Genomic DNA, 22,497 nt, shown 5'->3' on the forward strand with positions numbered 1-22,497 from the left:
CCTTCTCGTTCAGCTACCACCTTGTAGCTCGATGAGCCTCCCAAATAAGCCATGACTGCCTTCAATTTGAAATCTTCTGTATACGTCTGGAATGTTTGTCCCTTTTTAGCCATAAAAAAATCCCCTCCAAGTGGCACTTGAACCTCCATGATAACATGAAGGTTTTTTTGAGTGTCTACTTGAAGGGGATAATACCAGATGTGATGTAAGCTTTTTTATTATGGACTATCGGCACATCTTATAGCGCCTCGTGCTCTTGGATATAGCTTAGCAAACGGTCGCAACCCTCGCTAACCATATCATATACTTCATCAAAGTTCCCCGTATAGTAAGGATCGGGTACATCTTCGACCGAACGGTCAGGGACAAACTCCAGCAGCTTCTTCAGTACCGTCTTGGAGCCGGACGGCATCATCGCCTTGAGGTTGCTCATATTGCTGGAGTCCATGGCAATGATGTAATCGAATCGGCCGAAATCGGCCGGTCCTGTTTGCCGTGCCTGAATTCCGCTATAGTCAATGCGATGCCGGTCCAGTATCCCGCGGGTGCCTTGATGCGGCGGATGACCGACATGCCAGTCTCCCGTTCCGGCCGAGTCCACCTCGATCTTATGGCCCAAACCGGCCGATTTGACTTTAGCGCGAAAAACAGCCTCCGCCATCGGTGAACGGCATATATTTCCTAAACATACGAACAGAACGCGAATCATGGAATGATCCTCCGCTTTAGGATTGAAGTGCTTGCTGCTTCACTTCAAGCATCCAGCCGAACGGATCTTGTACTTTCCCTTGTTGAATGGAAGTCAATGTATCATACAGCTTCTGGGACAGCTCTCCCGTTTGACCGTTATTAATGATCATTTGGTGTCCGTTGTAATACAGGTCGCCGACAGGCGAGATTACCGCAGCCGTTCCTGTACCGAACGCTTCCTCCAAGGTTCCGTTCTTATGAGCTTCGACGATTTCATCGATGCTGATTTGACGCTCTTCGATAGGAACATTCCAATGCTTAAGCAGCTGGATCATCGAATTCCGGGTAATCCCGTCCAAAATACTGCCGCTAAGCTCCGGAGTAACGACCGTGCCGTTAATTTTGAAGAACACGTTCATACTGCCCACTTCTTCGATATACTTCTTGTGAACGCCGTCAAGCCATAGTACTTGGGAGTACCCTTTGGCTGTAGCTTCTTCCTGCGCTCTCAAGCCGCTTGCATAGTTACCTGCAGTCTTCGCATTACCTGTACCGCCTTTTACGGCACGAACATAGTCGGATTCGACATAGATTTTTACCGGATGGATGCCTTCCGCATAGTAAGCGCCAACCGGAGACATGATGATCATAAATTTATAGTTCAACGACGGGGATACCCCCAAGGTAGCTTGGTCGGCAATGATGAACGGACGAATATATAACGAATTGCCTTCCAGAGAAGGAATCCAGTCTTGGTCCACCTGGATAAGCTGCTTCAGCGCTTCGAGGCAAACCTCGCCGTCGATGGCCGGGATGCTCATGCGTTCGTTGGAACGGTTCAGTCTTTTGAAGTTTTGATCCGGACGGAACAAAAGAATTTTACCGTCGGAGCCTTTATATGCCTTAAGCCCTTCAAATACGGTCTGGCCGTAATGAAACACTTTTGCAGCAGGGTCCATCATAATAGGCTGATATGGAATGATGCGAGGGTCGTACCAGCCGCGGCCTTCTTCATAATCCATAATGAACATATGGTCCGTAAAATATTTACCGAAAGGAAGCTTCGCCTCATCCGGCTTTTGCTTTGGTGTTGTTGTACGTTCGATTCTGATAGAAACATTCGACATAGATAACATCCCCTTACCATAATTATCTTACTTATTAGTTGAATCGTATCACTTGATTAGGTATATTAAAAATATCTGTTTTATGGGGTTCCCATACCTATTAGGTATTGAGAAAGAAAGGAAGAGCTCATTGGATATCCGACAATTACGCTATTTTCTCGCTATCGCCCGCGAAGGCCAAATTACCCGCGCCGCCAAGGCTCTGAACATGGAGCAGCCGCCTTTAAGCCGGCAGTTAAAGCTTATGGAGCAGGAGCTCAATGTCACCTTGTTCGACCGAAATGGCAATAAGCTGAGTCTGACGCATGCCGGTGAGCTGCTTCAGCGCAAAGCCGAAAGCCTGCTGCAGCAATTCAACGAAACCATTCAAGAGGTCAAAGAGCTCGAAGAAGGCATGAGCGGCATGCTGGCTATAGGCTCCGTCGTGTCCTGCATATCGCTTATTCCCCCTCGAATCGAGAGGTTTCGCCAGTTAAATCCCCGGGTCACTTTCAAAATACTGGAGGGGGATCATTATTTGCTGGGCTACCATCTGGAAAAAAGACAGATCGAGCTGGTTGTGGCCCGCTTGCCGTTCGAATCCGCTTCCGAATCTCAGCCTTATTCCGTCCTGCCGCTTCCTTCAGACCCGTTCGTAACGGTTCTGCCAAGCAGCTGGTGTACGGACCCCGGCAAAGATTCGATGGACATGCTTGAGCTGGCCAATTATCCCTTCCTGACGCTCAAAACGGATAAAACGACCGGCTTGCACGAGAAAGTAATGAATGAGTGCCGCCGTCACGGCTTCGAGCCCACCGTCATATGCGAATGCTCCAGCGTAGCCATCATTATGGCGCTTGTCGAAGCAGGCATCGGAGCTACGGTATTCCCGAAATCGGTCATGGCGTCCTTCCCGCTTCCCAATGTCAAGGTTCTGACCATCCGGGATGCGGCGTTTCAATCGGATGTCGGCTTATTATGGCTGAAGGACCGCTATTTGTCTAAAACCGCCCAGCGTTTCATCGACATTTTCTCGGACAATCAGCCGCAGGAGGATTAACCCCTTGGAGCCCACAGCATAATAGATACCCCGACGATGCAGACGGCTGCGCCGATCCAGTCGTATAGATCGGGGATTTTTTTATCGACCATCCATCCCCATAACACCGCCATAACGACAAAGACGCCACCGTAAGCGGCATATACACGTCCAAAGCTGGGAAAGCTTTGAAGGGTCGGCAGGATTCCGTACACAACCAGAATCAGGCTTCCGGCGATTCCGTAACTAAGCGGCCTGGATTCGCGAAGCCAGAGCCATACCAGGTAACCCCCTCCGATTTCGGCCAACCCGGCAAGAACAAATAAGACGATGGCAAACATCATGACTCTACTCCTTATTATGCATTCTATCTCATTTTGGTCATCACTTGTATTTCGCCAGCAAGGCTTATCTCCAAGTATAAAAGCTGCTGATTTGCCTACTCTAGGTACAGGAAGGAGGATGACAAGTGAATAATGAGCAGCTTCAGAAGCTCGAGCATGAATTCGACCGAAAGCTGACGGAAGGCGAGGCTGAAGAAATCAAGCACGCCCCTATCACGCGTACAGAGATTGAAAACCCGGATGCGCTTCCCATTGAAAACATTACGACCAGCGCAGCTCTTGGACTAATGCCTCAGGAGCATAGATACTGACTTTCGCCAAAGGCGCTATATATTTATTTTACACCATGATTCGACATCTTGCCTATGAAAATAACGATCTTCTATGTATTTTTCAAGCGATCCGAGCTGCCGTTTCACATCCGATGATCTCGGTACGCTGCCAAGTCTAGTGAAAATAAAAAAGCTGCCCGATAATAACTATCATCGGGGCAGCTTTTGACTGCTTGGAAAGCAAGCTTCGGCTGAGTTACTTGCCAAGGAAGGAGTTCAGCATCCATACGTGCTTCTCCAGTCCGGCATGAATGCCCAACAGCAGATCTCCTGTTGTTTCATCCTGCTGCTCTGACGCAGCCTTCATACCGGCCTTCAGCTCCTCAATCAGGACACGGAAGTCCTGAACAAGCTTCTCTACCATTTGTTCCGCATCCTCTCCCCCTTCGGCATCCTGGACAGAGGCTAATTTCAATGCGCCTTGGAGCGTCGCCACCGGGCTGCCTCCGAGTGACAGCAGCCGTTCAGCCAATACATCGATATGCAGAGCAGCTTCCGTATACAGCTCCTCAAACTTGGTATGGAGCGTAAAGAATTGATGGCCTTTTACATACCAATGAAAGTTATGCAGCTTGATATGCAGCACAGTCCAGTTAGCAATTTGACGGTTTAAGATCTCGTTCAGGTTCGTACTCATGATGATATCCCTCCTAAATGATTAATGTTGTACGGCTTGAAGTCCGGACTCTGCGTTCTCCAAAAAACGTTCGCAATCCAGGGCTGCCATACATCCTGTCCCTGCCGCGCTTATAGCTTGGCGGTAGCGGCTGTCTTGTACGTCTCCGCAGGCAAATACGCCTGGAATGTTCGTCTCGGTTGTGCCTGGCTTCACCAGCAAATAACCATGATCATCCATAGTCAGCTGACCATCGAGGAACTTGGTATTCGGTGTGTGGCCGATGGCAATGAAGATCCCGTTCGTCTCGATAATTTCCTCTAAGCCTGTCTCGTTATTTCTGACCTTCAGACCCGTTACCCCTTGCTCTCCACTAACGACTTCCAATGGGGTCCGGTTTAGGCTCCAGCTGATTTTAGGGTTTTGTTTGGCGCGGTCCTGCATAATTTTCGATGCGCGCAGCTCGTTCCGACGATTAACCACGATCACTTCCGATGCGAATCGGGTCAGGAAGTTCGCCTCTTCCATCGCGGAATCTCCGCCGCCGACCACGATGATTTTTTTATTGCGGAAGAAAAAGCCGTCACAGGTTGCGCAGGTGCTGACACCGCGGCCGACATTATCTCTCTCGCCCGGAATGCCCAAATATTTGGCGGAAGCCCCGGTTGATACAATAACCGACTCGGCTTGAATTTCCCCCATGCCTTCCACCCAAAGGGTGAACGGACGTTTGGAGAAATCGACTTTGTTTACCCAGCCGGTTTTGAATTGAGCGCCAAATCGTTCTGCCTGCTTACGCATATTCGCCATCAATTCCGGTCCCATGATTCCTTCAGGAAATCCCGGGAAGTTCTCGACCTCTGTCGTCGTCGTTAATTGACCGCCTGGCTCCGGTCCTTCGATCACCAACGGGTTCAGATTGGCTCTTGCCAAATAGATTGCAGAAGTTAATCCCCCTGGGCCTGTTCCAATTATCACTGTTTTGTACATAAAGAGCGCCTCCTTAAGCTGTTCTTTGTTTATATTTAAACTATGTCTAAAATTGATTTGGTAAATGTATCTTAACACTCTGCTGAGTAAGTTTCATGAAGATCTGATGAAGACACTATGAATATTTCATGAAGAGATTTCCAGAAGGATTCCAGATCCATTTTCATAAAAAAAAGGTGAGCATTAGACTTGCGTAAAAAATAAAAAACCGTACCTTGTAAGATACGGTTGAAGTATTCCTGTTAAGATCGTTCTCTCGCCAGCTTCGGCTGCACCGGCACGTTGGATTCCAGTCCATCCTGCTGCCGGGACAGCTGAAACAGCATGAACCAGATGAGCACGAAGCCTGCGATTTGTGCCATTGTAATGGCTTGATGAAAGACGAGCCAGTTGACAAAAACGCCGATAGCCGGGAAAAACAGCTCTGCCAATGTCGCAAAAGATGCCTTCGTATTGGATAACCCCCGATAATACAGCAGTAGGCTGAACAAACCGGGCAAGAAGGCTTGCAGCACCAGGTTAATCGATACGCCCGCCCAATCGCCGGCCTGAGTCGGGAAGTGCCATGCTTCTCCGCCTAACCAGGTTGTGAAGAACAGCAGCGGCAGCGCAAGAATGAACCGAAGTGCAGTTACTGATTCGAATGGCAGCTTATCCAGCAGCAGCCGTCCCATGACGGTCGAGCCGCCCCATAATGCAGCTGCTCCTATAGATAGCAGGCCTCCTACGACCCCGAATTCCGATAGTCCATTGAACGGAAACGATACACCGAAGGTTAGCAGATAGGTTCCCACAAGAGCCATCACAATAAAGATGGAGAACTTCGCGGGCAATTTCTCCTTCAAGATCCATCTAGCCATCAGAATTGCGAATAACGGCTGAAGCTTCTGCAACAGCAGGACACCGTTCAGGTTGCCATGAGCAAAAGCGGAGGTAAACATGATCGTTGCAATGGCGGAACCGCCCCAAGAGATAAATATAAGCGCGACAATGTGCTTGAGTGTCAAGCCATGGATTTTGCTTCGATATATCCATAACACCGGTACGGAATATAAAAGCAGGATGAGATGCTCCATTAATACGATTTGCGATGATGTGAAAAATTTCAGAAGCAATATTCGGAACAAGGGGTCTACTCCCCATAAAGCGGCTCCTAGCGCTACGAGCCATACCCCGCTCCGGCTGCCAGGCTTAGATCGTTCCGGACTTTCCGGTGATGCTGTCAATGTGTGTTCCATCCCCATAACCTCCTGTTATTATAAAAGGAAGCTTCGAAAGAAAGACAGCCCCGTTATCAGCAATGTGACAACGGGGCGTACTTAAACAGGCATGGATCTGGAAAAATTTTCATACGAAAATAAACGTACCAGAAATACACGCTTGTTCTGACCTTCTCCCATCCGGACTGTACCGTCGGCTTTGGAATTTCACCAAATCAGTCGTTAATTGCCAATTTAAGCAGATTAACGAGTCGCGGGCTGCAGGCAATAATCTTGCCTTTCACCGCCGGTTGGGAATTTCACCCTACCCCGAAGATCGACCAATATTCTATTTTTTCCATTCCTCATATGTCTTATGGTGCTTCATTAATCAACACGGTTCAGGCAAAAGAGGCTTTGTATTACAAATTGGGTCGATACGAACTTCCTTAAACGAATTATATAGCAACTATATAAATAAAAGCAATACCCTAATAAAGATTGCCGTGTCCTTTGTCCTCCTAGCTGAACTCATCCCTCAGAGCCTATCGCTCGATGCCCCGGAATAATCAAGAGCACCGATGCAGATTCTAAGAAAGCAGGAGCAATAATGAAAACGGAGGAAGCTATGGACAACAATCGACAAGACGACCTGATTGAAAAAGAAATCGAAGCCACCGACACGGGATCAGTTCCGGAAGGTGTGAAGCCCTACGTCGACATCATTGGAGATGAGAAGATGGATGCGTTCGGTAATCCGGCATCCAATTTTGAGCGATAACAAGGAGGACTCTTTCGTTGGATAAAGAGCAAGCAAGAAAACAAGTGCGGGCCATCTCTGATGCTACCGATGTGTTGAATACCCCGGAAGAGCTTGAAGCCTACAACCAGCTTATCGAGGAATCGGAGAGGACTACGCCTGAAACCTGCAGAGCTAGTCTCGACGGCAACTGATAACCTTCAAAACCGCCTATAATTAGGTGGTTTTATTTATTTGGTACGCCTCCACGCATTTGCGGCAAATGCACACTTGGCCCCTCAACGCTGCCGGGATTTGGTCCCGCAAGGCTTGAGGAACCTTGGTATGAAAGCACCAGCATTCGCCGCTGCCGACGCTGCATTCATTCACACCGCCGCATAAAGGGCATCTCTTTCCGTTATGAAGATCGCTGCTCATCCCCATCCCCCTCGTATCGGAAATTTGAGTAACCTTCTGATTCCCTTTGATATCACTACATATTACAAATAGGAATGAAGGTTGATTCCATATAAAAAAAGTTACGCTGACGACGGTAATATACCGAAGCCAGCGTAGTCTCGCTTAATGAGTTATTTGATTTCATCCACCGCGGCAGGCTATTTAGTCTGTACTTTCAAATCCGGCGTCAACGTGATATTGCTCTTTGGCTTCTCAATTTTACCGCTTTCTTTCAAGTATTTCTCAACCAGCATATCCGCAGGGACTCCTCTGACCTCCATCCAGCTAATGTAAACATCACCGAAGGTTTTTTCAAAATAGTCCGATGTAAGAGAGTTATTGAATTCAGCAAATAGTTTATGTACATTCGAAAGCTTTCCCTGCAATTTCTTTCCGTTAGAGTCGGTCCACTGGATGATTTGATCAGGATCAAAATCTCGTGCATCTTCAATCTGAACCTGGATAGAAATGATAGTACCTCTACTATTGTTTTTAAAATAAATTCTGGCTATATCTTCATACTCATGTCCTTTTAAAATTTCCCAGCCCGCCATATCACCTTCTGCTGGAACTGCATAAAGTCCGCTTCCCGTTGCAGTGTCGACAGGCTGGGGTTCAGGAGCATTAGTTTCTGCAGGAGGCTCCGGCTCGGTAACATTAGTTTCTGCAGGAAGCTCTGAGGAGTCCCTTTCCTTTCTTTGCCCTATATATGCAGTTGAAGTTACTTCATCGAATGCCACCGGCATATCGAGTGACTCAGCCACAGCCCTCATAGCAACATAGGTAGTACCATTATATAAAATGTTGTTTTGTGCAATTTCTTTGCCATGAACCTTTACCTTAACGGTATTTAAATCTACCGCTATCTTATCATTTTTCTTGGGCATGATCGGATCATGGCTTGGAGTCGCGGGCTTCACGACATCCCATGAAGCTATATCTGAGTTCCCGGGAGAAAATTCGCCTGCACCTATTTGTCCAATATAGGCTGTTTTCGTTTTATCATAATAGTTTGCGGCAATGCCCAGCATAGCAGCTACATCTCGAATAGGAATATACGTAGTCCCCTGATAAAGAATATTATTGCTGTTCACGGTTTCCCCGTTGACCTTGACGGTGATTTGATTAAAGCCAACATCGATCTGTTGTGATTGCTGGGCATAAACCGCGCTTTGTGACGAAATGAGCAGAATGGCGCCAAATGCCAGGACTTTTAATCTATTTTTCAATGCACACACTCCTCTAATAGGATAGATTTCCTATTATTATATCAGCAGAGGATGTATTTGTAACCAATATTTTCTATTTAAGTCTTTTATACTAGACTTGCCGACTCTTCTGATTCTCCGAAAGTCTATTTCCCCGCTGCACGCCCGCTATACTTTCTCTGAACCCGAAGCAGACGCAGATAAAAGCCCGACGCGGCGAAGGTAAGTCCTATGGTAATCCCCAGCCAAAAGCCATACGGTCCCCAATCCGTGTATGCAGCCAGTACATAGCCGGTCGGCATACCAATGACCCAATACGCAACCAATGCGATAATAAAGGGGAAGGTTACATCCTTATAGCCGCGGAGCACCCCCTGCAGCGAAGCTTGAGCCGCATCGGACAGCTGGTAGACGATAGCGAAAAGAAGGAACTGCTTGGTCAGCTGCACTACCTCCGGATTATCGGTATAAAAGTATGCGATTTGTTCGCGGAACACGTACAAAAAGATCGAGCTGACCGCCAAAATGCCGATAGCCATCAGCACCCCGAAACGGCTGTACTGCTTTGCATCCTTGTATCTTCCGCTCCCCACCTCATAAGCAATAATAATCGTCAAAGACATGGAGATGCTTAACGGAATCATGAACAAGAGGGTCGTAAAGCTAATAGCAGCCTGGTGAGCTGCGATGGTAACTGTATTAAACATCATGCCCATCAGCAGCGTAACGACGGAAAAGATGCTCGCTTCAAAAAATACGGAAAGCCCCATCGGAACGCCGATCTTGAGCTGCTCCTTCCATGCTTTCCAGGAGGGTGCGAACCATTCTGCAAATAACCGGTACCTTCTCATCGCCTCTACTTTGAACGTCATCCAGATGCTGATGAAGAAAATGAGCCAATATGTAATGGCTGTCGCATAACCCGCCCCGATTCCTCCCAGCTTGGGAAAGCCCCAGTTTCCGAAGATCAGCAAGTAATTGATAAGCACATTCACCGGCACAGCGATCAGCATGATGGACATCGAAATTCTCGTTAAGCCATGCGCATCAAAAAAGTATCGGAGCACGCTCGAAAGGAATAACGGAATAATCCCGATCGACAGCCCTATCAAATAGTGCTTGGCAATGTGATGAACGGCCGGCTCCAAATTCATGCCGGTCAAGATCGGATTCAGAACAAATCCGCCCGCAATGACAATCACTACAGCCAACAACAGCGATAAGTATAGCGCTTGGGTTACGGTCTTCGAGATTTGCCGCAGCTCCCCCTTGCCATATAGCTGGGCGACCATGGGTGACACCGCAAGCAGAATGCCGTTCAAGCCCACGGATACGGGCATCCACAGGCTTGCTCCTATAGCCACGCCTGCAAGATCATGAGTGCCTGCTCTGCCTGACATCATCGTATCGAATAAAGTCATCAGATTCAGGCTGATTTGCGTCATCAGAATCGGACCCAGAATCGAAAAAAACTGAATGATTTTCCCCTTATATGTAGATTCATGCTGCATATAACCCCTTCTCCTTTCCAAACACAAAAAAAGAAGAGCGTTGGCCTACGCCCTTCTTCAGCATCCCATTGTACCTAATCTTAGCTTTTACGTCAAACCGTTAACGAATGCAAGTTAGGATTTAAATTTGCGCCAATCCATCCCGCTGTTCTCCAGCAGGTAGCCAAAGTCGCTCTCAAGACGCTTCTGCTCCGCTTTACGCGATTCCTCCGCCTCTTTGCGGTTTTTCTCCCGCTGTTCAGCTTCTTTGGCTCTCATATCGTCAGCCTGCGACTTCAGTTTATTCACTATCTCCGGATTCAGCAAATCCTTCAATGTTGCCGGTTTATCGCTTGCTTCCGGCTTAGCAGCAGGTTGTCTTTTTTTGACCATGTCCTCACCTCTTGCCTGTTTATGCATCATCAGATAATAGGATAACTTCGTTTAAAGGTATGGTACTCCCAAGCTCTTCGAATGTCAAACCCGAAACCGGTATCCCGCCCCCCATACCGTTTCAATGTATTGAGGGTTATTGGTGTCCATTTCTATCTTCTCCCGCAGCTTGCGGATATGAACGGTCACCGTCTGAGTATCTCCGAGGGAATCTACACCCCAGATCCTTTCGAACAGATGGTCCTTGCTGAAAACCCGGTTCGGATGCTTGGCAAGAAAATAAAGCAGGTCAAATTCTTTATTCGTCAGCGAGATTTCCTGTTCATTCAGAAATACCCGGCGCGCTTCATTATCGATCTCCAATCCGCGGATCACGATGAGGTCTGTAGATTTCTTACTGCCGATAAGACGCTCATACCGGGCCAGATGAGCTTTGACTCTTGCGACCAGCTCGAGCGGTTTGAACGGTTTCGTAATATAATCATCCGCACCGAGCCCCAGCCCCCGGATCATGTCCACATCGTCCGTCTTGGCCGTGACCATCAGCATCGGCAGGTCGCGCTTCGCCCGAATCTGCTTGCATAGGTCAAAGCCGTTCACTTTGGGCAGCATAAGATCAAGAATGATCAAATCATAATCTCCATGCAGCCCGAGCCTCAAGCCCTCTTCCCCATCCATGGCAATATCGGCTCTAAAGCCGTTAATTTCCAAATAATCTCTCTCCAGCTCCGCTATCGACTGTTCGTCTTCAATAATCAAGATACGTTTCATCTCAGCACCATCTTTATTTGATCTTGGCGGGCAGGGTCATCGTGATCCGAGTCCCTTGCCCCAGCACGCTTTGAGCTTCTATATGTCCGCCATGTCCGTCTATGATTTGTTTGGCTATGGCAAGCCCCAATCCGCTTCCCCCAGTAAGCTGATTCCTCGACTGTTCCGCCCGATAGAATCTGTCGAAAATATGTGGCAAAGCTTCCGGAGCTACGCCCGCTCCATTATCCGATATTTCAATAACAATGGAGGCATTTGCTTCGTAAGCCCGCAATCCAATCCTTTTTTCCGGTTTATCCATATATTTCACACAGTTATCCATAATATTCGAGATCACTCGTTTGAGCTTATCCCGATCAATGGAAGCCTGTGTTATTGGCGATACTTGAAGATCTGTCTCGAATAGTATTCCTTTTTTATCCAGCTCGAACTGCAGCTCCTCCGCCCAATCCTGCAAAAAAGCCGCTGCATGAACGGATTCAAATTGAAACGGAAGCCGTTTCAAATCCAGCTTGGAATACAGGAACAGCTCATCGATCAGACGCCCCATTTCCCCTGCTTTGGAGGATATGGTCTGAATATATTTATTCATCTTGTCCGGCGTATCCGCTACCCCGTCCTGAATTCCGGCGACGTAGCCTTGAATGGCCGTTAATGGTGTTTTCAAATCATGAGAAATGTTCGAGATCAGTTCCTTCCGGTTCTCTTCATATTGCAGCTGGGTTTGAATGGACTGCTGAAGCTGATGCCGCATTTCTTCGAATGCGAGCCCCAATTGTGCTATCTCATCGCGCCCGTTCAACCGCACCTGAAAGTCCAGATCGCCTTCCTTAATTCGCTTAGCCGCTCTTTCCAGCTGCCGGAGCGGGACAATAATGCTCTTTGAAACGAAATAGGTCAACGAACCATTCGTAACGACTAATATAACGAGCATGGAAACGAACAGTGCAGGAAAAAATTTGCGTGCAAAATTAACGAAAGGACTTACCTTGCTCAGGATGAAAACCGTTCCCGGATGCGAATCGGCATACCAAAAATCCATTTGTACAATCGAATACAATTCATTGCCTACCCGCTTGGTCGGCACTATTTCCCTGTGGCCAGCTCTTTCAAAGGACGGCAGCTGATTCAATAGCTCGGAATGTTCAAACTCCTCGGATACATAAGTCAACTGCTCATCCTTCCTCACCGCCAAACCGGAACCGTTCGCGGCAAGCTCCTGTGCCATTTCATTCAAATAACTCCTATCTTTGAAAACGACCGGATTGCTCTCGGTATTCCTTCGCAGCTCCTTCATCAATCGCTCCGTCTGGTGACCGGTGAAAGGAATCGACTCGGACCCATACACATCATGAAGATTTTGTAGATCGCCCCGGTATACAATGACAAGCAAAAGAGTGGTCATAAGGATGAGAATCAGCGGAATGATCAGCATTGCCGCATAAGACAGCAATAATTTAAAACGTATGGACACTAGTCATCCTCTCCAACGGTCAAGCTTCTTTACGATTAAAAATAAAGTATCCCAGCGATAAAAACAAGATACAGCTCGAAATCAAAAATATCGCAGCCGTGAAAAGCTTGGATGGCATGACCGAACTATTCAGCCACATCAGATGCCAATCCGTATACGAAATCGGGGAAAAGGACGCTACCTTGCTGGAGAAAAACGGCGCCGCTTTGGCTACTACATACACAACGATCGAAAATGCAAAAGAGCCGCTAGCACTGTTGAACCATTGCGCCAGGAAGATGAACAACGCGGATAAAGCTGCCATAGAGAGCCAGGCCGCACTATAGGCCTTTATGACCTCAGAGCCATGGAAAGTGCCGGACGATCCAAGAAATAAACTGCATAGTACGGTCACAAGTCCCAGCAGCAGTAAAATAGCCGCATTCGCGATCAGAACTGCCAGAGTTTTGGAAGCAAATACCCGAAACCGCGTAATCGGCCGAAGCAGCGACAGCTTTAAGGTTCTTGAGGATACCTCATTAGGGAATAGATCCGCGGCCATCAGGAATATAAAGAGTGGTATCCAGAGAGCTGTATAAAATCCCAGCATATCGATAGGAAAAGTTCGATTGACTGCGACGAGACCCATTAACGGCTGCAGCTTGTGCAGAGATAAGGCAAGCCCTACCGGAAGGATGGCGGAAACTATAAGCATCACGATCGTTTTTTTGCGGTACAGCAGCATATAAAGCTCATTAACCAGGCCCGTTTTCAAGCTATGCATTCCTTATTGCCTCCTTCATTCCCGCCAGCTGCTGAATATAAAACTGCTCCAAGGATTGATTATGCTCTAGTAATCCTGACACGCTGCCTTCCGTCCTCAGCTTGCCGCCGAATAAAATTCCGACCCGATTGCACAGCTGCTCCAGTTCATGAATCATGTGACTCGAAATGAGAAACGTGGTCCCGAGCTCAGCCGAGCATTGCATCACCAGCTGACGGAACATGACCGTTCCCTCGATATCCAATCCGTTCGTAGGTTCATCGAGAATCACAAGCTCAGGGCCTGCTATTATCGACGCCGCCAAGGCTAATTTCTGCTTCATGCCGGTAGAGAACTGCCTGATCTTTTGCGAGCGGGCATGCTGGAGTCCTACGATTTCGAGCACTTCTCCTATGCGATTCTCCTTCAGGTCCGGATAAAATCGGGCAACCATCCGCAAATATTGGTCTGCCGTCAAGAAATCGTGAAAATCGGCGGATTCGATCATGCAGCCTACCTTCCTCATCGCTTGTTCAAATTGATCGGAAATATCGTGACCGAACAAGCGGACAGACCCCTGATCAGGTCGAACTAAGCCTGTAATCAGCTTCAAAAGGGTGGTTTTCCCTGCCCCGTTCGGCCCCAGAAGACCATAAATATCACCAGGATAAAGCTCGAGCTCGATATCCGAAATCCCTCTTTGTTTGCCATAGGATTTGGTTAAGCTGTGAACAGATACGATCCCATTCATCCTGTCCCCTCCTTCCTGTCGATAAGTGCTGCAGCGGATGAGCAGCCTACTTCCCCTTATCCGCTGCAGCGCACAATTATTTATTTATGCTCTTTGTTCTGACGAAAATCTTGTTTCATCGTTTGGACTTGTTTCCCGGTCAAATCGACTGTATCCGGCGTTGTTTGGTTATAACCGGACAGATCCGCGTTCAGATGAAGTGTAAGCACATGTGCCGTTCCTTCCGCATCCTTACCGGAAACCGTTACATCCGCTTGTTGATGCTCAATATAATTGTTCGTGTTAATGTTTGCTTTAACCGCCACTTTGTCAATCTTGATATCCTGCGTCAGCTGTGGAACATTCGCGTTCAAGCTATGCCCGTCAAACGGAATCGCCTTGGTTGAGGACTCGCTATCCGTTTTGTTCTGTTTATGTTCGCTTGTTGCATGCTTGATGGCAATCGGCGCAATAGCATTGACTACTGCGGGAATTTGTGAGTTGTTGAGCTCTATTGCAACCTCTTTGGAGCCGTCCGCTTTATCATTCACCGTCACGTAATCCTTTAAGTTACCTACCAGGGCATCAATCACCGTTTCAACCTGCTGGGACATACCTTCGCTTTCATGCTTTTGGGCCCAATCCCGCTTCTCCTTGCCCTCCTGCTTCACATAATACACATCGCTTGCGCTCGATTTTACAACGGTACCTTCCGCTTGCTTGTAAAAAAGAATCGACTGCTCCGCGCCATTGCCGGCTTTCACCGTTACCGATCCGCTAGCATTATGATTTTGTGGGCTAACCTTAAGTGTTCCGTTCGTGCTAGTCAGCGTATTTCCATTATCCTGCAATACCGATTGCGCCTGAATGCTCACATTTTGAATCGTCTTCGTGTTCTTAAATGCCGATTTGTAAGCGTCATACCCGGAGGTGCTTGCCATAGCGGAAAACCCCGTCGTTATCATGACGACGCTGCTAATGCCGACTGCACTCCCAAACACTACCCATTTCTTTTTCATACTCCAGCCTCCTATGGATTGTAGGTTATCGACTTGCAATACCCATAGTACACGCTAAAAATAAACCGCCCGTGAACCATTTATTAAATATCTATTAACTGTTTACGTAGGTAGGCCGTTTTCCAGTGGGAAAGGGATATACTTGGGGGAGATAACAGAAAAAGAACGGCGGCGTTCCTCCATGTCTGGAACCGCTGTTCTTCTCTTTTTGATGGGCAATGTTTTTCTTAAGGAAGTTATTACATCCCATTTATTTCATAGATTCTTCCCACTCCTGTTTCAAAAGCGAAAAGCATCGATTGTCAAGATACTTCCCTTGGGAGTAAGCATAGCCTCGCAGTATACCTTCTTCTTGAAACCCCATTTTTTGTAATAGGCGAATAGACGGTGCGGCATCTAAATAAGTAAAAGCTTCTATACGGTTCAATCCCATGGTTTCGAAGCCGAAGGTTATGACTTTTTTCAAAATTTCCGACATATACCCTTGCCGCCAATGCTTTTTGGCTAAATCATAAGCGATTTCTCCCCGCGAACCCCGGTTCGTTTCCCAGCCGTTATATCCGCATGTTCCTACCAGCGTACTATCCTCTTTCTTAATAATCCCCCAACGGATAGCCTGGTTCTGTTCATATAATGAGTTCATAAACCGAATTACATCTTCCGCCTGTGCAACATGTTCAAAAGGAGCTTCTCCCATATCTTTAGTCACATCAGGGTCGGAAAAAATCTCGAATACCGCCGAACTATCCTCCAGCGTCATTTGACGTAATAGAAAACGTTCCGTTTCCAATACAGGAAAGGTCTCAAATTTCATTTCAATGCAATACCTCGCTCTCACAAATATAGCGGCATAAGGAGCACCGCCAAGATATCCTGTAGTACATCATAACATGAATTATACGTTTAGTAAAAAACTATACGGTCACTTGATATACGAGGACTTTCCTTACGGCTTCAATTGTTCTACTCTTCCATCAGATTTTGCAGATATTGCTTATAGTCGAAGCCCAGCTCATGGCTGACTTCTTCGTCGATTGCTCTCAAAGCCTTTGCTACGGCTGCATAACGGGGACTTAAGGTTTCCAGCATATCACTGAACGGAGAACCAAGCGTAAGATTGGGCAAGTCTTTAGACTTACTCATCAATTCGGAAATCTGCTTTCTGAAGCTGGAGTCCTGACGAATTTTTTCGATTTGTCCCATAATATTCGCCTTCAACCCGGCCAGCACTGCAGGATCGTTCCGTAATATGCCTGTGTATAGGCTTGCATTGCTTTCCTTGAGCTTCCCTATACTAATCTGATCGTCGGAAGCGATCCATTGACATAGATAATGGTCCTCGGGGACGGGTGGGATGTCATCCAATAGATCCACTAACTGCTGAACCCGGTTCTTTGATTCCGTCGTATCTATAAGAATATCGTCTAAAAAAGGATACAACGATACTTCAACAAATTGTCCGAATATTCCCGGGAATGCCGTTCTAATCTTTCTGCTCAAAGTGACCATCATATCATCCGGTTGACCAAATTGCTCCGCTAATATAGATACGGGCGTTCCTTTGGCCAGTTCTTCCCTCAATGCCCGGATCGTCTGCTGCTTAAGCTTCAGATCTGTAGCATGGCGCTCCATCTCGCTCTCTTGCTTCAAGAGCTCTTGTCCCAGCTCTTCCTCCTGTCGAACGATACGCTTAATTTGTTCTATTGTAAAATCCAAGCTTCTTAATAAAGCCACGAGCTTCAGCGTTTCAATTTGATTCTCATTATATACCCGATACTGGTTGTTTGGATCTTTACTGACCTCGATGATGCCGGCTTGCTCATAGAATCGGATTGCCTTCTTCGTCAGACCGGACTTTTCGGAGACTTCTTTAATATTCATGTTCTTTACCTCCTAATAGGTTATGGCATTGTATAGCAGAACAATGTGAAGAGCCGCAAAAAAATAAATGAATCTAGCGGATGAAGCATAAGAACGCTGCAGCAAAAGAAGAATAGCCATCATGACCGGAAATAGAAATAGTCCGAGCCATTTATTAATCAGTTGGTCTGCTCCCTGTCCCATAAAATGTATGGGAATTTCATTAGGGCAAAACCCGCTTACGATTAGTGCTATGAGAAGAGATAGTACGGTTATCATTCCTAACACTCTGCGATGAAATAAATAATGCATAAGTGCTCGCCTGCCTTTCCTTGCTCGTTTAAGTCACTTTCATTATAAAGCTTCCCCTTAGGGGAAGGTCAAACGGCTGCTTTACTCGTTGTTTTATTATGCCAAGGTGCACCCTTTCCATACGAAAAAGCATGCTATTCTCTATACCTAACGGGTTTCCTAAAATGAGCTACTTTGAAAAAAAGGTTTGACACAATCCCTCTCCTATCGTTAATATGAATTTCATGACTATTTGGTTTTATTAAAAACTATATGGTCACAAAAGTCAAAATGATAGAGAAAGAGGTATTTTTTATGTCCAGCCCTTCTGTAATGAATACAACGGGAACCGATAGGGAGTTCTCAGTGAAACAGCTGCTCGCCCCGCTATTAGCCGTTGTCATTGGTACTTTCATGGTTATTCTCGATAGCACTGCGGTAAATGTAGCTATCCCTACTCTAGTCACTTATTTCGATAGCTCACTCCAAACCATCCAATGGGCAGTTACCGCGTATACACTGGCATTGTCAGCGGTTATCCCGCTTGCCGGCTGGCTGACGGATAAATTTCAGGCCAAGCGAGTGTTCCTTATCTCCATCGGATTATTTACGATCGGTTCCATGCTTTGCGCTTTGGCTCAATCGACAGAGCAGCTCATTTTTTTTCGTGTGCTCCAGGGACTCGGAGGCGGCATGGTTTCGCCTATCGGCATGGCTATGGTTTATCGGCTTGCGCCGCCTGACAAACGCGGCTCTGTCATAGGCATGTTCGGAATTCCGATGCTGCTTGCTCCGGCTCTAGGACCGGTTTTGTCCGGATTACTGGTTGAATACGTAAGCTGGCAGTGGATCTTTCTTATCAACTTGCCTGTCGGCGTGGCAGGAATTATGATCGGGCGCAAATGGCTTCCTTCATTTGAGAGCAAGCAGGCTCCATCCCTCGATATTATTGGGATGTTCCTTGGTCCTCTTGCGTTCGCCATGATTACCTTCGGTGTAAGTGAGGGCGGTGCCGACTGGACATCCGCAAGGACATTAACAGGTCTAATTGTCGGCGGAACAGCCTTGGTACTATTCGTGATCTCGTGCTTGCGGCAGAAACAGCCTTTACTGGAGCTGCGTGTGTTCAAGTCTTCGGATTTCACTCGCGGCATTATCATTTCTTGGATAATGCAAACCGCATTATTCGGGACGGTCCTCCTGTTTCCGCTGCTGCTTCAGCAGTTGAAAGGCTACTCACCGCTGGAGACCGGGCTTATTTTACTCCCGCAAGCTGTTGGATCTATGATCTTCATGCCCATCGCGGGGAAAATCTTTGACAAAGCAGGCGCCCGTCCTCCCCTTCTTGCCGGCATGACCTTGATCACTGTTGCTTTGTTTACAATGGCCTTCATTACGGTCCATACGACTTTAAATACCGTCATGATTACTTTATTTTTACTAGGTTCCGGAATGGGTTTATCTATGATGTCTTTAAATACTCATGTCCTCAATGCAACGCCGCGGGATCTCGTCAGCAGAGTTACCCCGCTCACAAGCGCTGCGCAGCAGGTTGTCTGCTCCTTCGCCATAGCGGGATTAACCGGATATGTAGCGTACCGCTTAAGCGCAAATGAAGCTGCCCATACGGATGGAGAAAGCTCGCTGGAAGCAGGCTTAGCCGCTTACGGGGATACATTTTTCCTGGCTGCATGGATCGCATGTATAGGACTTGTATTATGCCTGTTTCTTAGAAAGCCAAGGCAGTCAGATCACGATCATTAATGGATGGGTTTAGCTTCTTTTTTCGGGGCAATGATAGAAATAGTTGGTCATATCTTCGTTTCGATTGTACAATCTTAAGGGTAGCTTGTTGAACGAGGAGGTACTAGAATGAGTATGCTTAAGGGAAAAATCTTGCAGTCGGGCATACGGCTGTTCGCCGAAAAAGGATATCAGGCAACGTCCATACAAGATATTGCCGACGATTGCAGCATAGCCAAAGGCTCTTTATATAAGGTGTTTGCCTCCAAGGAAGAATTGTATATCAGTATACTTGAGAAGCGCCAGCAAGATATGATACATGCCGTGGAGAAACTAAGGCAAAGCGGCCTATCCAAAAGGGAACTGTTTATTGAAGAAATTGCTTTTCAGTTCGAATTTTTCTTAGAGCACGGTTATTATATTTCCAGAGATCATAATGAGTTCCCTCCGGTAAACAACGATAAGCTGGGGGCCGTCATTAATCAGATCCGCATCAATATGTTTCGTTACTACGAAGATATCTTATTGCGGTATTACGGCTCGACCATGCTTCGTTGGAAATGGGACATCACGGCCGTCTTTAACGGGATGATCAGGGAATATACTTTTCATTTGCTATTTGGGTATAAGCCGGTGAATCAGAAAGAGCTGGCCCTCTTCATTGCCAGCAGGATGGATGATATCGTAGACGGCTTTGAAAATCGTTCGCCGGACCCTTTACTTACGGATGAAATGATGGATGATTATACTCATGTCGATTTTAGAACGAATCAGGAAACCCGCGAGATGCAAAGGTCTGCACTGTTCGAAACTATGTTATCTATTATTCCCGACATATCCATTCCTAATATAAGAAAAAAGGAGCTGCTTGAAGCAACCGTGATGCTGCAGGAGGAGTCGGCGCAAGCTCAGCCCCGAAGATTTCTCGTGCATGCACTGCTTCGTGATCTTGCCTCTGAGAAGGAGCTTATTTATTATGCCAATCAGCTGAAGCAGCTGCTTCAAGAGAGGAATGAAAGCTCATCGTCATAGAATTGGATCAACCAGATCTTTCTGGTTGATCCTTTTTTAAAGGTAATAGAGTCAAACATTCCAGCCCACGGGACATAGTTTCTTAGCCGTTATTCATATAGCTGTTGAGCACACTCTGTATTACATCATTGCATTTTTCTCTTGTAGAAAACTCTTGTCCAAAGGAATATTGCATTCCCTATCAGCAAAATGGTAAACTCCCAGCCCGTTTTTCCGTTTGAAAAAAAATCGATTAGCGACCAGATTAACAAAGCTGCAGTAAAAAATAGATAAGCATTTTTGGCCGATTTATCATTTTGATATTGTTCCATTTCATCCGCTTTTCGCAATTTCATTCAGAGTCCTCCTCAAAAATAAATAACTGATCAACTGTAGTTTCTAGATGAATCGATAATTTGAACGCCAATGATAACGTGGGGTCATATTTGTCATTTTCAATAGCATTGATCGTTTGCCTTGTAACGCCGCACTTGTTTGCAAGATCTTCTTGGGATATCTTCATTTTTTTTCTAATATCCCTAATGTTATTTTTCAATATGACCACCTAATCCTATAATGTAAAAAACTTTTTACATTTAAAATCATATAGCAATCTCAATAAAATGTCAAATTGTTTTTACATTTCATCCAATGCTATCGTTTTAAGCCAATAAAAAAAGGACAGCATTGCTGCTGTCCCGTGGGATCCGCCAAACCTTGGAGTAAGCATTGTTACACGCAGGAAAGGTTATAAGACTCTGTTCCAAGCCTCCTCGTTCAATTCTTGATTTATGCCCACAGCGGCCAACGAACCCATTGAAGCGGCAAGAATTAATTGATGTAACTGCGAGGCTGCATCACCTGCGCTAAAGACGCCTGGGATGTTCGTTCTGCCAAAAGAATCGGCTATGACCGCTCCGGATTCCGTCATGTTGCACCCCAAAACTTGGGGCAGATCTGACCCTGGAGCCAGCTTCGGTTTAAAAAAGATGCCGGAGCATTGCAGTCGGGTACCGTCCTCCAAAACAATTTGCTGCACCATACCTTCAACAGACTCAATCGATTGGATCGGCGAATCAAATACGGGAACCTGATGCTTCATCAGCTCCTCACGCTGTAAATCCGTAAGTTCATCCGGTCCATTCGTGCAAATGGTAATGTCACTTGTCCAGCCGGAGATGACTTTAGCCAAATGTAATGCTTCCCCGCCTTTAACAATTAAGACAAGCTTCTGGTCCCTTAATTCCCAGCCGTCGCAATAAGGGCAGATAAAGGCGCTTTTGCCGTACACCTCCGTCAACCCGGTAATACTTAGCGGAAGATCCTTCATTCCTACTGCAAAAAGCAGCTTTTTGCTTTGGTAGGTCTGCCCTTGGTTCGTCGTTATTTCAAAGCAGCCATCGGAACCAGAGACGGTTACGGCTGTTTCATTGGTAAAGGTGACAGACGGATAGCGAGCGATCTGTTCCCTGGCAACCCGTCTAAACTCGCTTGGCTTTATCGAATCTCTCGTAAGAAATCCGTGGGACTCGTGAGTAACTCTATTCCGTGGGCGTTCTTCGTCAATAACAACCACATGCTTTCTTGCTCTCCCGAGCACTAAGGCAGCACTCATTCCCGCCGGGCCGCCGCCAATAATAACGCAATCGTAAATCATACAACTTCTCCCTTCTGATATCCTTAATTATATTAGAGATATAATAAACTAATTATATCTCTAATATCGATTAAAAAATCGACGGATTTACTCCGTCTTAACTAACCTGGCCACATCCACTATTTTCTTGCTCTCCAGATACTGCTCCATCTGGCGTTCGGCATCTAATACCACCTGCTGAATCAGACATTCACTTCCGTGATTTAAGCCGCATTCGAACAGGGAAGCCGTCCCCTCAATCGCATGGATAATATCAAGGAAGGAGATCTCTTCCTTCTTGCGTCTTAGACGATATCCGCCGCTAGCTCCGGAAACGGACTGAATCAAGCCGGCTTTGACTAGCTTCGTCATCATTTTGGACAGATACGTCTGTGAAACACCCAGCTTTTGAGCCAGCATTTGGACGCCAACTGGCTTCTCCGGATCCTCTGTCACCAGAAAGAGCATCGCGTGAAGAGCATAATCGGTCGCCTGGGAAAATTTCATAAGTACCTCCATTAAAGACAATATAGATCTATAATAACTCCAATTAATCTGGAAGGCAAGTCTTTCCCGTAATCTGCTCCTATTAGCTCTCCGCTAACCGCGTGGTGC

28 protein-coding genes and 1 riboswitch are annotated in these 22,497 nt (G+C 46.7%); of the genes, 6 read left to right on the forward strand and 22 right to left on the reverse strand.

The genetic code is table 11. From position 1 onward, the window contains the following. Nucleotides 1–238: 238 nt before the first annotated feature. Both ABEA66_RS32850 and ABEA66_RS32855 read right to left on the reverse strand, forming a co-directional pair. Nucleotides 239–709 (reverse strand): low molecular weight protein-tyrosine-phosphatase, encoded by a 471-nt coding sequence (locus ABEA66_RS32850; protein WP_345594248.1) that lies wholly within the window; start codon nt 707–709, stop codon nt 239–241. A 16-nt stretch (nt 710–725) separates the two neighbouring features. After that, nucleotides 726–1,817 carry a branched-chain amino acid aminotransferase gene (locus tag ABEA66_RS32855; protein ID WP_079909410.1) on the reverse strand — a complete coding sequence of 364 codons (1,092 nt, stop codon included), beginning with the start codon at nt 1,815–1,817 and terminating at the stop codon, nt 726–728. Between the two features lie 130 nt (nt 1,818–1,947). Here ABEA66_RS32855 and ABEA66_RS32860 point away from each other — a divergent pair, with 130 nt between their 5' ends. After that, a complete protein-coding gene (locus ABEA66_RS32860; RefSeq protein WP_079909409.1) occupies nt 1,948–2,856 on the forward strand; it encodes a LysR family transcriptional regulator in 909 nt (302 codons plus the stop codon). Here ABEA66_RS32860 and ABEA66_RS32865 read toward each other — a convergent pair. Continuing rightward, the gene (locus ABEA66_RS32865; protein ID WP_079909408.1) at nt 2,853–3,179 is read right to left on the reverse strand and encodes a YnfA family protein; all 327 of its coding nucleotides are present in this window, start codon (nt 3,177–3,179) and stop codon (nt 2,853–2,855) included. The genes ABEA66_RS32860 and ABEA66_RS32865 overlap by 4 nt on opposite strands. Nucleotides 3,180–3,304: 125 nt before the next feature. On the opposite strand from ABEA66_RS32865, the gene ABEA66_RS32870 reads away from it, so the two are divergent. Next, complete coding sequence (locus ABEA66_RS32870) at nt 3,305–3,490, forward strand: hypothetical protein (RefSeq protein ID WP_345594255.1); 186 nt, start codon at nt 3,305–3,307, stop codon at nt 3,488–3,490. A 217-nt stretch (nt 3,491–3,707) separates the two neighbouring features. Here the strand turns inward: ABEA66_RS32870 and ABEA66_RS32875 are convergent, their stop codons facing one another. The 3 genes from ABEA66_RS32875 to ABEA66_RS32885 form a co-directional block, all read right to left on the reverse strand. Beyond that, nucleotides 3,708–4,148: a Dps family protein gene (locus ABEA66_RS32875; protein WP_079909406.1), complete on the reverse strand. Its 441-nt coding sequence runs from the start codon at nt 4,146–4,148 to the stop codon at nt 3,708–3,710. A gap of 21 nt (nt 4,149–4,169) precedes the next feature. Further along, nucleotides 4,170–5,117, reverse strand: coding sequence for a thioredoxin-disulfide reductase (gene trxB / locus ABEA66_RS32880; protein WP_345594257.1), 948 nt, complete (start codon nt 5,115–5,117; stop codon nt 4,170–4,172). Between the two features lie 242 nt (nt 5,118–5,359). Next, nucleotides 5,360–6,355 (reverse strand): DMT family transporter, encoded by a 996-nt coding sequence (locus ABEA66_RS32885; protein ID WP_079909404.1) that lies wholly within the window; start codon nt 6,353–6,355, stop codon nt 5,360–5,362. A gap of 146 nt (nt 6,356–6,501) precedes the next feature. Next, nucleotides 6,502–6,658: riboswitch (FMN riboswitch) on the reverse strand. A 268-nt stretch (nt 6,659–6,926) separates the two neighbouring features. Between ABEA66_RS32885 and ABEA66_RS32890 the strand changes: the two genes are divergently transcribed. Further along, nucleotides 6,927–7,097 carry a hypothetical protein gene (locus ABEA66_RS32890; RefSeq protein ID WP_345594261.1) on the forward strand — a complete coding sequence of 57 codons (171 nt, stop codon included), beginning with the start codon at nt 6,927–6,929 and terminating at the stop codon, nt 7,095–7,097. Between the two features lie 17 nt (nt 7,098–7,114). Then, nucleotides 7,115–7,270 carry a hypothetical protein gene (locus tag ABEA66_RS32895; RefSeq protein ID WP_192701777.1) on the forward strand — a complete coding sequence of 52 codons (156 nt, stop codon included), beginning with the start codon at nt 7,115–7,117 and terminating at the stop codon, nt 7,268–7,270. 22 nt (nt 7,271–7,292) lie between these two features. On the opposite strand, the gene ABEA66_RS32900 is transcribed toward ABEA66_RS32895, so the two are convergent. From ABEA66_RS32900 to ABEA66_RS36470, 12 genes are all read right to left on the reverse strand, one after another. Next, nucleotides 7,293–7,493 (reverse strand): cysteine-rich CWC family protein, encoded by a 201-nt coding sequence (locus tag ABEA66_RS32900; RefSeq protein ID WP_345594264.1) that lies wholly within the window; start codon nt 7,491–7,493, stop codon nt 7,293–7,295. A gap of 179 nt (nt 7,494–7,672) precedes the next feature. Continuing rightward, complete coding sequence (locus ABEA66_RS32905; protein WP_345594267.1) at nt 7,673–8,743, reverse strand: stalk domain-containing protein; 1,071 nt, start codon at nt 8,741–8,743, stop codon at nt 7,673–7,675. A gap of 125 nt (nt 8,744–8,868) precedes the next feature. Then, nucleotides 8,869–10,233 carry an MATE family efflux transporter gene (locus ABEA66_RS32910; protein WP_345594269.1) on the reverse strand — a complete coding sequence of 455 codons (1,365 nt, stop codon included), beginning with the start codon at nt 10,231–10,233 and terminating at the stop codon, nt 8,869–8,871. Nucleotides 10,234–10,347: 114 nt separating this feature from the next. Next, nucleotides 10,348–10,605, reverse strand: coding sequence for a YqkE family protein (locus ABEA66_RS32915; RefSeq protein ID WP_345594271.1), 258 nt, complete (start codon nt 10,603–10,605; stop codon nt 10,348–10,350). A gap of 84 nt (nt 10,606–10,689) precedes the next feature. Continuing rightward, nucleotides 10,690–11,376: a response regulator transcription factor gene (locus ABEA66_RS32920; protein ID WP_079909399.1), complete on the reverse strand. Its 687-nt coding sequence runs from the start codon at nt 11,374–11,376 to the stop codon at nt 10,690–10,692. Nucleotides 11,377–11,389: 13 nt separating this feature from the next. Next, nucleotides 11,390–12,850: a sensor histidine kinase gene (locus ABEA66_RS32925; protein WP_345594274.1), complete on the reverse strand. Its 1,461-nt coding sequence runs from the start codon at nt 12,848–12,850 to the stop codon at nt 11,390–11,392. A 19-nt stretch (nt 12,851–12,869) separates the two neighbouring features. Then, nucleotides 12,870–13,613, reverse strand: a complete 744-nt coding sequence (locus ABEA66_RS32930) for an ABC transporter permease (RefSeq protein WP_345594276.1) — start codon at nt 13,611–13,613, stop codon at nt 12,870–12,872. Beyond that, a complete protein-coding gene (locus ABEA66_RS32935) occupies nt 13,606–14,343 on the reverse strand; it encodes an ABC transporter ATP-binding protein (protein WP_345594278.1) in 738 nt (245 codons plus the stop codon). The genes ABEA66_RS32930 and ABEA66_RS32935 overlap by 8 nt, the downstream gene beginning before the upstream one ends. 80 nt (nt 14,344–14,423) lie before the next feature. Next, complete coding sequence (locus ABEA66_RS32940) at nt 14,424–15,341, reverse strand: hypothetical protein (protein ID WP_345594280.1); 918 nt, start codon at nt 15,339–15,341, stop codon at nt 14,424–14,426. 250 nt (nt 15,342–15,591) lie between these two features. Beyond that, nucleotides 15,592–16,155 carry a GNAT family N-acetyltransferase gene (locus tag ABEA66_RS32945; RefSeq protein WP_345594282.1) on the reverse strand — a complete coding sequence of 188 codons (564 nt, stop codon included), beginning with the start codon at nt 16,153–16,155 and terminating at the stop codon, nt 15,592–15,594. 149 nt (nt 16,156–16,304) lie between these two features. Continuing rightward, nucleotides 16,305–17,222, reverse strand: coding sequence for a MerR family transcriptional regulator (locus ABEA66_RS32950; RefSeq protein WP_345594284.1), 918 nt, complete (start codon nt 17,220–17,222; stop codon nt 16,305–16,307). A gap of 12 nt (nt 17,223–17,234) precedes the next feature. Then, entirely contained in the window at nt 17,235–17,513 is a 279-nt protein-coding gene (locus ABEA66_RS36470) for a DUF1648 domain-containing protein (protein ID WP_079909392.1), read from the reverse strand. Between the two features lie 294 nt (nt 17,514–17,807). On the opposite strand from ABEA66_RS36470, the gene ABEA66_RS32955 reads away from it, so the two are divergent. Together ABEA66_RS32955 and ABEA66_RS32960 are read left to right on the forward strand one after the other, a co-directional pair. Continuing rightward, complete coding sequence (locus tag ABEA66_RS32955) at nt 17,808–19,256, forward strand: MDR family MFS transporter (protein ID WP_345594286.1); 1,449 nt, start codon at nt 17,808–17,810, stop codon at nt 19,254–19,256. Nucleotides 19,257–19,364: 108 nt separating this feature from the next. Beyond that, the gene (locus tag ABEA66_RS32960; RefSeq protein WP_345594288.1) at nt 19,365–20,267 is read left to right on the forward strand and encodes a TetR/AcrR family transcriptional regulator; all 903 of its coding nucleotides are present in this window, start codon (nt 19,365–19,367) and stop codon (nt 20,265–20,267) included. A gap of 125 nt (nt 20,268–20,392) precedes the next feature. Here ABEA66_RS32960 and ABEA66_RS32965 read toward each other — a convergent pair whose 3' ends face one another. From ABEA66_RS32965 to ABEA66_RS32980, 4 genes are all read right to left on the reverse strand, one after another. After that, nucleotides 20,393–20,596, reverse strand: coding sequence for a hypothetical protein (locus ABEA66_RS32965; RefSeq protein ID WP_079909620.1), 204 nt, complete (start codon nt 20,594–20,596; stop codon nt 20,393–20,395). Between the two features lie 2 nt (nt 20,597–20,598). After that, nucleotides 20,599–20,802, reverse strand: coding sequence for a helix-turn-helix transcriptional regulator (locus ABEA66_RS32970; RefSeq protein ID WP_079909389.1), 204 nt, complete (start codon nt 20,800–20,802; stop codon nt 20,599–20,601). 192 nt (nt 20,803–20,994) lie between these two features. Further along, nucleotides 20,995–21,903 carry an NAD(P)/FAD-dependent oxidoreductase gene (locus ABEA66_RS32975; RefSeq protein WP_345594290.1) on the reverse strand — a complete coding sequence of 303 codons (909 nt, stop codon included), beginning with the start codon at nt 21,901–21,903 and terminating at the stop codon, nt 20,995–20,997. 87 nt (nt 21,904–21,990) lie between these two features. Next, nucleotides 21,991–22,389: an RrF2 family transcriptional regulator gene (locus ABEA66_RS32980; protein WP_345594292.1), complete on the reverse strand. Its 399-nt coding sequence runs from the start codon at nt 22,387–22,389 to the stop codon at nt 21,991–21,993. Between the last annotated feature and the right edge of the window lie 108 nt (nt 22,390–22,497).

The sequence above is a fragment of the Paenibacillus vulneris genome (genome assembly GCF_039543185.1).
Classification (GTDB): domain Bacteria; phylum Bacillota; class Bacilli; order Paenibacillales; family NBRC-103111; genus Paenibacillus_S; species Paenibacillus_S vulneris.

Coding starts and splice junctions, on each gene's coding strand:
- ABEA66_RS32850 (WP_345594248.1), bottom strand. CDS start 709: ATGATTCGCGTTCTGTTCGTATGTTTAGGAAATATATGCCGTTCACCG.
- ABEA66_RS32855 (WP_079909410.1), bottom strand. CDS start 1,817: ATGTCGAATGTTTCTATCAGAATCGAACGTACAACAACACCAAAGCAA.
- ABEA66_RS32865 (WP_079909408.1), bottom strand. CDS start 3,179: ATGATGTTTGCCATCGTCTTATTTGTTCTTGCCGGGTTGGCCGAAATC.
- ABEA66_RS32875 (WP_079909406.1), bottom strand. CDS start 4,148: ATGAGTACGAACCTGAACGAGATCTTAAACCGTCAAATTGCTAACTGG.
- trxB (WP_345594257.1), bottom strand. CDS start 5,117: ATGTACAAAACAGTGATAATTGGAACAGGCCCAGGGGGATTAACTTCT.
- ABEA66_RS32885 (WP_079909404.1), bottom strand. CDS start 6,355: ATGGAACACACATTGACAGCATCACCGGAAAGTCCGGAACGATCTAAG.
- ABEA66_RS32890 (WP_345594261.1), top strand. CDS start 6,927: ATGAAAACGGAGGAAGCTATGGACAACAATCGACAAGACGACCTGATT.
- ABEA66_RS32900 (WP_345594264.1), bottom strand. CDS start 7,493: ATGAGCAGCGATCTTCATAACGGAAAGAGATGCCCTTTATGCGGCGGT.
- ABEA66_RS32910 (WP_345594269.1), bottom strand. CDS start 10,233: ATGCAGCATGAATCTACATATAAGGGGAAAATCATTCAGTTTTTTTCG.
- ABEA66_RS32915 (WP_345594271.1), bottom strand. CDS start 10,605: ATGGTCAAAAAAAGACAACCTGCTGCTAAGCCGGAAGCAAGCGATAAA.
- ABEA66_RS32920 (WP_079909399.1), bottom strand. CDS start 11,376: ATGAAACGTATCTTGATTATTGAAGACGAACAGTCGATAGCGGAGCTG.
- ABEA66_RS32930 (WP_345594276.1), bottom strand. CDS start 13,613: ATGCATAGCTTGAAAACGGGCCTGGTTAATGAGCTTTATATGCTGCTG.
- ABEA66_RS32935 (WP_345594278.1), bottom strand. CDS start 14,343: ATGAATGGGATCGTATCTGTTCACAGCTTAACCAAATCCTATGGCAAA.
- ABEA66_RS32940 (WP_345594280.1), bottom strand. CDS start 15,341: ATGAAAAAGAAATGGGTAGTGTTTGGGAGTGCAGTCGGCATTAGCAGC.
- ABEA66_RS32945 (WP_345594282.1), bottom strand. CDS start 16,155: ATGAAATTTGAGACCTTTCCTGTATTGGAAACGGAACGTTTTCTATTA.
- ABEA66_RS32950 (WP_345594284.1), bottom strand. CDS start 17,222: ATGAATATTAAAGAAGTCTCCGAAAAGTCCGGTCTGACGAAGAAGGCA.
- ABEA66_RS36470 (WP_079909392.1), bottom strand. CDS start 17,513: ATGCATTATTTATTTCATCGCAGAGTGTTAGGAATGATAACCGTACTA.
- ABEA66_RS32955 (WP_345594286.1), top strand. CDS start 17,808: ATGTCCAGCCCTTCTGTAATGAATACAACGGGAACCGATAGGGAGTTC.
- ABEA66_RS32960 (WP_345594288.1), top strand. CDS start 19,365: ATGAGTATGCTTAAGGGAAAAATCTTGCAGTCGGGCATACGGCTGTTC.
- ABEA66_RS32975 (WP_345594290.1), bottom strand. CDS start 21,903: ATGATTTACGATTGCGTTATTATTGGCGGCGGCCCGGCGGGAATGAGT.
- ABEA66_RS32980 (WP_345594292.1), bottom strand. CDS start 22,389: ATGAAATTTTCCCAGGCGACCGATTATGCTCTTCACGCGATGCTCTTT.